We start from the raw sequence: 9910 nt of genomic DNA on the forward strand, positions 1-9910 counted from the left end.
CGGGTTCCTGGGCCGGTACCTGTTCAACATCACTGCCAGCGGTCCGGACCAGGGCCTGCGGCCCTTCCGTGATCCGGACGCGCCCGAGGACGGTGACGAGGAGGAGTGGCCCCGGTCAGCCCCGTAGCGAAGACGGCTGCCCCCCGAGTGCGTAGGGCGGGCCGCGGGCGAAGAGGATGAGCGGGTGAGGGAAACGTGGCTGGGAGCGAGCCGGTCAGGGAGTTCGTCCCTCTGGGACGTGGGGGGAGCGCGGTGTCACCGCGTCCTGTTCCGTGAGGTGCCTGTCCATGGTGGTGTTCAGGTCGGCCATGAACGCTTCGACCTGTTCCAGGAACCGGGGCGGGTAGTGCGACATCGCGCCGTCGAGGCGGTGGGCGAGCGGGCCGAAGAACTCGTCCGCCCGTTCCTGGATGTGCCCGCCGCTGCGCAGTGTGACGATGCGCCGGTCGGAGTGCTCGCGGGCTCGCGTGATGTGCCCGGCCGCTTCGAGGCGGTTCAGCAGCGCGGTGGTGGCGCCCGTGGACAGGGAGATCCGCTCGCTCAGCCGCGCCGGCGACAGCGGGGCACCGCGCTCCTCGGCGGCGGCGATCTCCAGGACCGCGGTCGCGTCCGTGGAGTGCAGGCCCAGCCAGGCGGCGAAGCGCCGACTGAGCTCGGCGTAGTGGCCGCCGTAGATCCTCAGCGACTCCATCAGCCGCTCCCGCTGCTCCGCGACACCGTCGCGCACTGCTTCCTCCACGCCTTCGCCCTTCTCTCCTGTCACGCGGTCCGCGCTGCCACTCCGCTTTGACAACCTACCGCCACCACTTTACCTTCATGGTGGAATTGCTTCACCATGGAGGTATCTGGAATGCGTGATCCGTCCCCCACCCCCGAGGAGACAACCGAGCCCTACCGGTGGCGGTGGCTGATCCTGACGGTGATGATCGTCGCGGAGATCATGGATCTCCTGGACGCCTCGATCGTCAACGTCGCCGGACCGGACCTGGAGAAATCCCTCGGTGCCGACTCGGTCGGACTGCAGTGGGTGATCGGCGGCTACGCCCTCACCCTGGGCGCCGGGCTCGTCCTCGGTGGCCGCCTCGGCGACCGCTACGGCCGGCGCCGGATGTTCCTGATCGGACTCGCCACCTTCACCGCGGCCTCCCTGCTGTGCGCGATCGCGCCGAACATCGAGTCGCTGATCGCCTTCCGCCTGCTGCAGGGCACTGCCGGAGCGATGCTGCTGCCCCAGGGCCTGGGCCTGCTGCGGGAGAACTTCTCCGGCCCCGAGCTCACCAAGGTCTTCGCGATCTTCGGCCCCGTCCTCGGCCTGGGCGGCATCATCGGCCCGGTCTTGGGCGGTTTCCTCATCGAGGGCGACTTCTTCGGTCTGGGCTGGCGGTCGGTGTTCCTGGTCAACCTGCCCATCGGCATCGCGGCGCTGGTCGTCGCCGCGGAGTTCGTGCCCAGGAAGGCGGGCGACCGCACGGTTCGGGTGGACATGGCCGGCGCCGCTCTGATCGTGGCGTCCTGCGCCCTGCTGGTGCTGCCGCTCAATCAGGGGCAGGAAGAGGGCTGGCCACTGTGGACATGGCTGTCCATGGCCGCCTCGGTGATCGGTCTCGCTCTCTTCGCCCTCCAGCAGCGCCGCACGGCCGCCGCAGGCCGCGAGCCGCTGGTGACCCCGGGCCTGCTGCGCAAGCCCGCCTTCACCGTCGGCCTCGGCGGCATCACCCTGTTCTTCGGCGGGCTCATCGGCACCCAGCTCGTGCTGACCCTGTTCCTCCAGATCGGCCAGCACTTCACCGCCGGTGACGCGGGGCTGGGCAATCTGCCCCTCGCCGTGGGAACCGCGATCGGCGGCGCCATCAGCGGCGCGTTCCTCGCCGACAAGATAGGCCGCAAGGTGCTCCAGATCGGACCACTGGTCCAGCTGGCCGGCGCGGCCGTGCTGTGGTTCGAGCTCCACGGCCTCAACGAAGCCTCGTTCTCGATCTGGGACATCGTCCCCGGCACGACGGTGGCGGGCATCGGCGCCGGCATGGTGATCGCCGCCCTGTTCAGCTTCATCCTGGCCGCGGTCGACGACGACGAGATCGGATCCGCCTCCGGCGTCCTGTCGGCGGTCCAGGCGGTCGGCGGCTCCATCGGCGTCGCGGTCTTCGGCTCGGTGTTCTTCGCCCAGGCCAAGACCGGTGACTTCAGCGGCGGCTTCCACCACGCGCTGATCGTCCAGGCGTGCCTGCTGGGGGCCTTCTTCGCAATCACCTTCCTGCTGCCCAAGAAGAGCCGCCCCGAAGAAGAGCAGCACGGCGTCACCCCCGAGACGACCGCCGACGGCTCCGGCGCCAAGCAGCACCTCGCCATCTGAGCCCCGGCCGGGGACGCGCACGACAAGGGAGCCCGGGGCCAACGTCCTACGCAACCGCGAAAGCCTGGGCCGACACCGGCTACCGCACCAGAGCCATCGAACACGGCGCCCGCCTCGGCATCGACGTGGAAGTCGTCCAACGCGAACCCGGAACCAAAGGCTTCAAGGTGATCCCGCGACGCTGGGTGGTCGAGCGGACCTTCGGCTGGCTCATGCGCCATCGCCGCCTCGCCCGTGACTACGAAACCCACCCTCATCGATCCGAAGCCATGATCCACGTCGCCATGATCGACCTCATAAGCAGACGCCTCACCCGAGAATCCACCCCGAACTGGCGCGACACCTGGACCTCGAACCAAACAACCCTGCCGGGACAAAACGCTCTTTTAGGGCGCGGGAGCGGCGTTCGATGCTGGGCAGCTCCTTGAGCGAGATGGAACGGGCGGCGGCGAGCGCTGCCAGGGGGGGCCGGCGTAGTTCTCGGCGGAGATGCGGCGGAGCTGCACGGTGAGCGGGCTGAAACCTCGCCGTGGTCGCGCAACAGCGTTCCCCTCCGAGGTCCTTGGCGATGCCCGCGGCCTCGTCGGTCAGCTGCCGCATCCCATCCTTGTCGCCCCGCCGCGCCACGGTGTAGGTGGCGGATTGGATGAGCAGTCCACGCGCGGCGGCGCCAGCTCGCCCAGTGTCGCGCAGGTCGGGGTGGTCGGCGGCGGACAGTGCGATCGACAGGGCCTCGTCACGCCATCCCGCTCCTCGTGCGAGGACGGCGAGTTGGCGGGCGGACTCGGCGACCGCGAGGATGTCGCCGCCGGCCTTGGCCAACTGGCGGGCAGGGTCGACGGCCGTCCAGCCGAGCTGCTGCTCGTCCATCTTGATGAGCATGCGGGTGGCCAGCAGGTAGCTCTTGGCCAGGAGCTGGCAGTTTTGGGTTTCGCCGCGGCTGCCGGAAAGCGCGTGTCCGGAGCGGATTAGCCGGGGCAGCCGGACGGCGAGGGAGGCATAACGGCAGGCGTCGAGGTCGGCGAGCGTATGGGCGAAGTCCGCATCGGCGTCACGGCCGATGACGGGTCGGGGGCGTTGCCGAGGCCGAGCATCGCATCCCGGATGCGGGCGACGAGCAGCTCGCCGGGAAGAGCCTCCTCCGCCGCCATGGCGGTCTTGTTTCCCAGGAGTGATGAGCCAGCGGCGGCCGTCGGCAGGCACGACGGCCCCCGCGGTGTGCGCCATGGCGATGCTGTTCATCTGACGTCGCACACGCCGAGAGGCCGGGCCCGCCAGGGACCCGGCCTCTCAGAAGGTGCCACTCCTACCAGTAGGTGCGGGTGACCGCGTCAGGCAGCCGCCCCTGCCGCTCCTTCTCCATGAAGAGCACCGCCGCGATCTTCAGGAAAGCGGTCCGGACTCCCGGGTCCGGGTCGGGGTTCTGCACATTCCCGACCCTCTTGTCGAGCAGCGTGTCACCGAGAGGATCTCCCGCCGCCGTACAAGGACGAGCGATCACCCCTTCCGGGTCGATCAGGATGTTCCCGGTGATCCCCTCCACGGTCGTCCACGCGTAGACGCCCGCTCCGGTGTCCAGGGAAGCGATCATTTTGCAGCTGAAGGATGCTGTCATCACCGGAACCCTATCCCGTCGGCCGCGGGCGCGTTCTCGTCCCAGACATGGCCCGCGTCCAGGGTCGCCTTGTGAGCCCGGCGGTAGTTCTGATCGCCGTGCTCCCGCATCCAGCTGGACTCGTACAACTCGTGGGCCAGCAGGTCGAAGTCGCTGGGGTGCGGGTTTCCGTCCTGGAGCCGTTCCCAGGCCCTGGCGATATAGGGGTTGGAGTGGAACCGCTGCACGCCGTCGTCGAGTTGGTGCGTCTCGATGAACAGGTGCCGGTAGATCTGGTTGATGTCGGCGGCAGAGTAGCCGTGCGACGCGGCGGACTGGGCTACCCGGTCGAGCCGGGCGTCGGCGCGGATCGCGTCGTAGGCGTGGTCCGCCCACTCCATCCAGAAGTCTGTCTCGCTGTGGGGCCTGCGGAAGGACGTGCCGCCGGACTGGAGATCCGGCTCCGTGGCGACGGCGGTCCGCCGCCACCCCGTGAGGCCGCCGACACCGGAGAGGACGAGCTGCTGGACGAGTTCGTCGGCGGTGTCGGAGTACAGGTCGGCGAGGGCGTCGCAGCCCTGCTGGCGGAGCATGTTCTCGGCGCGGTAGAGCCGGTACGCGGGACGGACGGGCAGGTACTTGTCGACGAACCCGCCCGCGCCGCCGTTCTCGCCGGTGGCGGCGTCTTTCATGTCCTTGAGGAACACGAACGGCGACTTGGCGACGTCGACGAAGGCGTCCTTGAAGATGCCCGCGGCCTCGCCGACGCTGTCGACCCGGTCGTTGTCGGGGTCGTCCGGGGACAGACCGCTGGGGTCGGTGAGGGCGCTCGGCACGTTGTCGGCGTAGGCGTACGCGGAGACGTAGGGCGCCGTCAGATCCCGGGCGGCCGGGTCGGGTCGGGTGAAGCGCCCTGTGGTGGTGTCGTACTGGCGGGCGTGCAGGTCGAGGTTGCCGGTGGTGGGTTCGTGCCGGGCACCGGTGTACCCCGGGGTGCTCGCGGGCGCGCCGCCGGTGGCGGTGGCGAGGACACGGGTGCCGAACGAGTCATAGGACCAGCGCTGGTGCAGGGTGCCGGTGCCGGACGTGACGTCGACCGGGGAGCCCTGGGTGTCGTGGTGGTAGAAGAAGAGCGCCCCGGTGCCGTTCTTGGTGGCGATGGGCTGGCCTATGGGGTCGTAGCGGTAGGACTGCTGGATCTTCCAGTCGCTGTCGTACTCCGTGGCCAGGAGCGGCAGCGGCGCGTTCGGGTCCCACTGGGTGCGGGAGGTGACCACGGCGCCCTTGCGGGTGGTGACCTGGTTGCCGCTCGCGTCGTGGTCGTAGCTGTACGCGGTGCCGCCGACGGTAGCGGCGGAGATCTGTCCGGCCAGGTCGTAGGTGTAGGTGTCGGCGCCCGCCTTGGTGCGGTTGCCCTCGGCGTCGTGCTCGTAGCCGGTGGTCGTGGTGCCGGTGGTGGTGGAGGTGAGCTGGTCGGCGTCGTCGTAGGCGTAGCCGGTGGAGGCCCCGCCGAGGGTGGAGGTCAGCCGGTTGCCGACCTTGTCGTAGGTGTAGGTGGTGGCGCGGGCGGCGGGGCATCCGGCCGCCCAGGGCTGGGGCGCGCAGCCGGAGGCGAGCCGTCCGGCCGCGTCGTAGGTGAGGTCGTAGCCGCCGGTGCCGATACCGGCCCGGGTGACGTCGACGCGCTCGGGCAGGCCCGCGTCGGACAGCGTCAGGGAGGTCTTGGTGACGGTGGTGTCCGACTTGGCGGAGGTGACGGCGGTCAGGCGTCCGGCCCGGTCGTAGCTGCGGCTCTCGGTCTGGGTGTTCGGCAGCGCCGACTTGGCCAGCCGGTTCGCCGGGTCCCAGGTGTACGTGGTGGTCTTGCCGTCGGCGGCCAGGGTCTCGGTGCGGCCGTCGTCGTCGTACGTGTACGTGAGGGTGTTGCCGTCGGAGTACTTGCGGGTGAGCAGCTGCCCGGCGTCGTCGTAGGTGTAGCCGAAGCCGCGGGTCTTGGTGAGACGGCCGACGGGGTCGTAGCCGAAGTCCTCGGACATCTTGGCGTTCGTGCGGGCGGTGAGCTGCCCGGCGTCGTCGTAACCGAAGGTCGCGTCGGGGGTGCCGTCCGAGTAGTCGGTCTTGGTGAGCAGGCCGCGCGGGTCGTAGCTGTAGGCGGTGGTGCCGCGCGGGGTGGTCCTCTCGGCGACGTGCCCCTCCGCGTCGTAGGCGTAGGACGTCTTCCGCTTCAGCGGGTCGGTGACCGAGGTGCGGCGGTGCGCCGCGTCGTAGCCGTAGGCGGTGACGTGACCGTTCGCGTCGGTGCGCTCGGTGAGGTTGCCGAGCTTGTCGTAGCCGTAGCCGGTGATCGCGCCGCCGGGGGCGGTGACCTTGGTGAGCTGGTCCAGGTCGTCGTAGCCGTAGGCGGTGGTGCGGCCGTCGGCATCCTTGCGCTCGACGACCTTGTTGAGGGCGTCGTACGCGGTGGTGGTGACGCCGCCGAGAGGGTCGGTGACCTTGGTGGGGTTGCCCGCCTCGTCGTAACCGTAGGTGGTCGTGTACTGGTCGGGGTCGGCGCCGGTGGCGTTGCCGCGCGGGTCGACCGATGTGGCGCGGCGGCCGTCGCCGTCGTAGGTCCAGGTCGACTTGTGACCGAGCGGCGAGGTGCGGCCGGTCAGGTTGCCGTCGAGGTCGTAGGCGTAGGTCGTGGTCCTGCGGAGTTGGTCGGTGCTGCTGCTGAGGCGGTTGTTCTTGTCGTAGACGGCGGTGGTCGACTTGCCCGCGGCGTCCGTTGTCTTGACGACGTTGTTGTTGGCGTCGTAGCCGTAGCCGGTGGTGTGGCCCAGCGGGTCGGTGACCACGGACGGCCGGTTGATCGCGTCGTACGTCGTCTTCGTCTTCGCGCCGGTGGGGCCGGTGGTCAGCGTCAGGTTGCCGGCCGCGTCGTATTCGTATGTCGTGGTGTAGGCGGCCGGGTCGGCGCCGGAGACGTTGCCGCGCGCCGAGACACTGGTGAGAAGACGGCCCGCCTTGTCGTACGTGTAGGTGGTCTTCCCGCCCTCGGCGTCGGTGCGCGACGCGAGGCGTCCGCTGGGGTCGTAGGCGCGGGTGAGGCTCTTGCCCGCCTGGTCGGTGGTGCGGGTCAGGTTCCCGGCGTCGTCGTGGCCGAGGGTGGCGGTGTCGCCCGCCGGGTTGCGCACCGACGAGAGCTGCTCGGCGCCGTTGTACTCGTAGGCCGTCGTGCGGCCGAGCGCGTCCTTGGCCGTGCTGAGCAGGCCGCGGCCGTCGTAGGTGTACGTCGTGGTGTACGCGTCCGGGTCGGCACCGGAGACGTTGCCGCGCGGGTCGGTCCTGGTCAGGACGCGGCCCGCCTTGTCGTGCGTGAACGTCGTCTTCTCGCCGAGGGGCGTGGTGACCGACGTCCGGTTGCCCGCGGAGTCGTAGCCGTACGTGGTGACCTTGCCGCGCGGGCTGGTCACCGTCTCCAGCTGACCGAACCCGGTGTACTTGTAGAGGGTCTTGCCGCCCGTCGGGTCCGTCGCCGACGTAAGCCGGTTCGCGGTGTATCCGTAGATCGTCTTGTGGCCGCGGCCGTCGGTGTGGCTGGTGAGGTTGCCTGCGGTGTCGTAGCCCCAGCTCTCCTTGTAGCCGAGCGCGGCCGGGGAGGTGCGGGTCTCCATCCGGCCCGCGCCGTCGTACGTCATCTCGGTGGTGTTGCCGCGCTGGTCGGTGATGGCGCTGGGGCGCAGCTTGCGGTCGTAGTCGTAGGTGATGCTCTTGCCGTACGGGTCGACCGTCTTCATCAGGACGTTCGCCGCGTACACGTCGGTCCACACACCGCCGTCGGGCGCGGTGGTGTGGGACTCGCCGCTCTTGCCGTCCCAGGTGAACGTGGTGGTCTTGCCGCGCTGGTCGGTCTGCGACTTCACGCGGCCCGCGCTGTCGTAGACGTTCTTGACCTCACCGCCCGCGGGGTCGGTGTAGGATTTCAGGCGCTTGTCCGTGTCGTAGGTACGCGTACGAGGACCTGCGGCCCGCCGGGTCGGTGACCGAGGTCAGCAAGCCGCCGGTGTAGCCGTACGAGACCGACGTGCCGTCAGGCAGCCTCACCTCGGACAGCAGGCCGCCGGTGCCGGGCGTGAAGGTGGTGGTGCGGCCGCCCGCGTCCTTGACGGAGGCGAGCTTGCCCGAGGCGTAGGTCAGGCTGAGGCCCTTGCCCGCCGCGCCGACAACGGAGGTCAGCAGACCGCCGCTGTCGAAGGTGCGCGCGGTGTGGTCGGGCGTGGTGACCGTGTATGTGCCGGCGCCCTCGACCAGCTTGGCCGCCGAGCCCGCGGGGGCGGTGTACGTGCCGTCGCTCGCCTGCGTGAACACGAACGACGCCCCGTCCCCCGTCCGGTACGTCGCCTTGCCCGTCGCGAGGGTGAGCCGCGCGTCGAAGGGTGTCGTCCAGCCGCGCCCGAGGAGGCCGGTGGCGGTCACGTCGGAGCGGTAGGTGCGCTCCAGCGTCAGCGGTACGCCGGGCCCCGTCAGGGAGGCGTCGGTGAGCTGCTCGTAGAACACGCCGGTCGCCGTGTTGACGGGGTCTGCGCGGTGGGCCTGGGCGTAGCAGGTGCAGATGCCCGCGGCCGCGCCCGGGATGCCGGGCGTGTAGAACGCCTCCACCAGCGGCGACTTGGTGCCGCCCGGGCTTGAGGAGCCGTCGGAGCTGTTGAGGAAGACCCAGGCGTAGTACTTCTTGCCGTCCTGAAGGATGCCGCCCAGCTGGCTGCCCGCCCACCAGAAGCACTGGTCGGTCGGGTAGGAGTTGCTCGACCACCAGTCGTAGCACCAGGCGCCGGAGTCGGGGGTGTCCCCCTGGGGGTTGTCCGTGGCCTTCTTGATCTCCTTCTGGACGATGGGCTTGCCCGCCTCGTCCATCACGTAGAGCCACAGGCCGCTGTACGTCGATCCCCGCTTCGGCAGCTTCACCTGCCCGCCGATCGACAGCATGCCGGGGTAGGCGCTCGCCCAGGCCGACACCGAGGTCGGGTTCCCGGGCGCCGCCACGAGCCGCCGGGCGGGCGCCTCGGCGGCGGGGCCGCGATCGATGCCCTGTTTGCCGCGCACCGGTTCGGGGAGGCGGTGAGGTGTGCCACCCTTGGCCGTCCGCTCGGGGGCGTTCATGTAGGCCCGCATGGGCGACACTTGGTGCCGCTTCTTCGTGAGCTGAGCGCGGCGCTCGGCCAGTGTCATGGCCTTGGGCGGGTCGGGCAGGTCTTCCGCCGTACGCGGCTCGACCTGGGCGACGCCCGCCGCGGACGCGGCGTCGGACCGGTCAGGGAACACCGCCCAGGAGGGGGCGGCGTTCGCCGTCGAGAGAAGGACGAAGGCCAGGAAGGCCAGGACGAGTCTTCGCGCTTGTGAGCGCATGGTCATCACCTGTGAGGCAGCAGTGGACAGAGCCTCGGTGATGTTGGTCCGCAAACCGTTCGCACTAACGCGCGAGAACGGGTTCGGCCGGATGTCGACGGCGGGTCGGAGAGGGCGAAGGGGGAACGTTTCTGCTCGGGGAGCCGAGCTCCGGAGAGCCTGGGGTCAACTTGGCGTGAACACAACTGCCCGGTGGGGCCGGGGCGTGTGATGCCGAGGGGGCGGCGCAAGCTTGCCCGCTACTTGGGTGCGGACGAGGCTTTGTGGGACGAGCGTTTCGTGCACTACCTGCATGATGATCCAGGCGAACGAGGCACAATGTGGCTGCGTTTGGTGCCTGCCTCGTTCACCGCGACGGATCTCAGTTACTCCGTTGCGCCGTGATGGTGGATTTCGTGTCGTTGTTCTGCTGCGCCTTGGTGCGGGCCAGGCGGTAGGACTCGGTTCCGGTCTCGATAATGGTGGCGTTGAACGTGAGGCGGTCAACGATCGCTGCGCAGAGCCGTGGGTCGGTAAAGGTCCGTCTCCAGCCGGTGAACGCCTCGTTGGAAGCGATCGCGATGCTGTTCTTTTCC

Annotated in this window: 7 protein-coding genes and 1 pseudogene; 2 read left to right on the forward strand and 6 right to left on the reverse strand. The window is 69.7% G+C overall.

Translation table 11 applies throughout. The annotated features are described in order from the left end of the window. Nucleotides 1-214: 214 nt before the first annotated feature. Complete coding sequence (locus RIF68_RS01400; RefSeq protein ID WP_375165659.1) at nt 215-691, reverse strand: MarR family winged helix-turn-helix transcriptional regulator; 477 nt, start codon at nt 689-691, stop codon at nt 215-217. Between the two features lie 159 nt (nt 692-850). On the opposite strand from RIF68_RS01400, the gene RIF68_RS01405 reads away from it, so the two are divergent. Together RIF68_RS01405 and RIF68_RS01410 are read left to right on the forward strand one after the other, a co-directional pair. After that, entirely contained in the window at nt 851-2353 is a 1503-nt protein-coding gene (locus RIF68_RS01405; protein WP_076681829.1) for an MFS transporter, read from the forward strand. A 59-nt stretch (nt 2354-2412) separates the two neighbouring features. Then, a pseudogene (locus RIF68_RS01410) lies at nt 2413-2700 on the forward strand (transposase); the annotation flags it as partial. On the opposite strand, the gene RIF68_RS01415 reads toward RIF68_RS01410, so the two are convergent. The 5 genes from RIF68_RS01415 to RIF68_RS01440 all read right to left on the reverse strand — a co-directional run. Beyond that, entirely contained in the window at nt 2663-3595 is a 933-nt protein-coding gene (locus RIF68_RS01415; RefSeq protein WP_309049232.1) for a hypothetical protein, read from the reverse strand. The pseudogene RIF68_RS01410 and the gene RIF68_RS01415 overlap by 38 nt on opposite strands. Before the next feature lie 64 nt (nt 3596-3659). After that, nucleotides 3660-3968 carry a hypothetical protein gene (locus RIF68_RS01420; RefSeq protein WP_123985553.1) on the reverse strand — a complete coding sequence of 103 codons (309 nt, stop codon included), beginning with the start codon at nt 3966-3968 and terminating at the stop codon, nt 3660-3662. Beyond that, entirely contained in the window at nt 3968-7852 is a 3885-nt protein-coding gene (locus RIF68_RS01425) for an RHS repeat-associated core domain-containing protein (RefSeq protein WP_309049226.1), read from the reverse strand. Before RIF68_RS01425 ends, RIF68_RS01420 begins: the two co-directional genes overlap by 1 nt. 31 nt (nt 7853-7883) lie before the next feature. After that, nucleotides 7884-9335: a DUF6531 domain-containing protein gene (locus RIF68_RS01430; protein WP_309049227.1), complete on the reverse strand. Its 1452-nt coding sequence runs from the start codon at nt 9333-9335 to the stop codon at nt 7884-7886. A gap of 361 nt (nt 9336-9696) precedes the next feature. Beyond that, nucleotides 9697-9910: ATP-binding protein (locus RIF68_RS01440; protein WP_309049228.1), on the reverse strand; the 214-nt coding region annotated here is incomplete at its 5' end.

Source organism: Streptomyces sp., from assembly GCF_031178505.1.
GTDB classification, from domain to species: domain Bacteria; phylum Actinomycetota; class Actinomycetes; order Streptomycetales; family Streptomycetaceae; genus Streptomyces; species Streptomyces gulbargensis.

Bases quoted from the DNA above. Each gene is read 5' to 3' on its own strand.
- RIF68_RS01400 (WP_375165659.1), bottom strand. From the start codon at position 691: ATGGAGTCGCTGAGGATCTACGGCGGCCACTACGCCGAGCTCAGTCGG.
- RIF68_RS01405 (WP_076681829.1), top strand. From the start codon at position 851: ATGCGTGATCCGTCCCCCACCCCCGAGGAGACAACCGAGCCCTACCGG.
- RIF68_RS01415 (WP_309049232.1), bottom strand. From the start codon at position 3,595: ATGAACAGCATCGCCATGGCGCACACCGCGGGGGCCGTCGTGCCTGCC.
- RIF68_RS01420 (WP_123985553.1), bottom strand. From the start codon at position 3,968: ATGACAGCATCCTTCAGCTGCAAAATGATCGCTTCCCTGGACACCGGA.
- RIF68_RS01430 (WP_309049227.1), bottom strand. From the start codon at position 9,335: ATGCGCTCACAAGCGCGAAGACTCGTCCTGGCCTTCCTGGCCTTCGTC.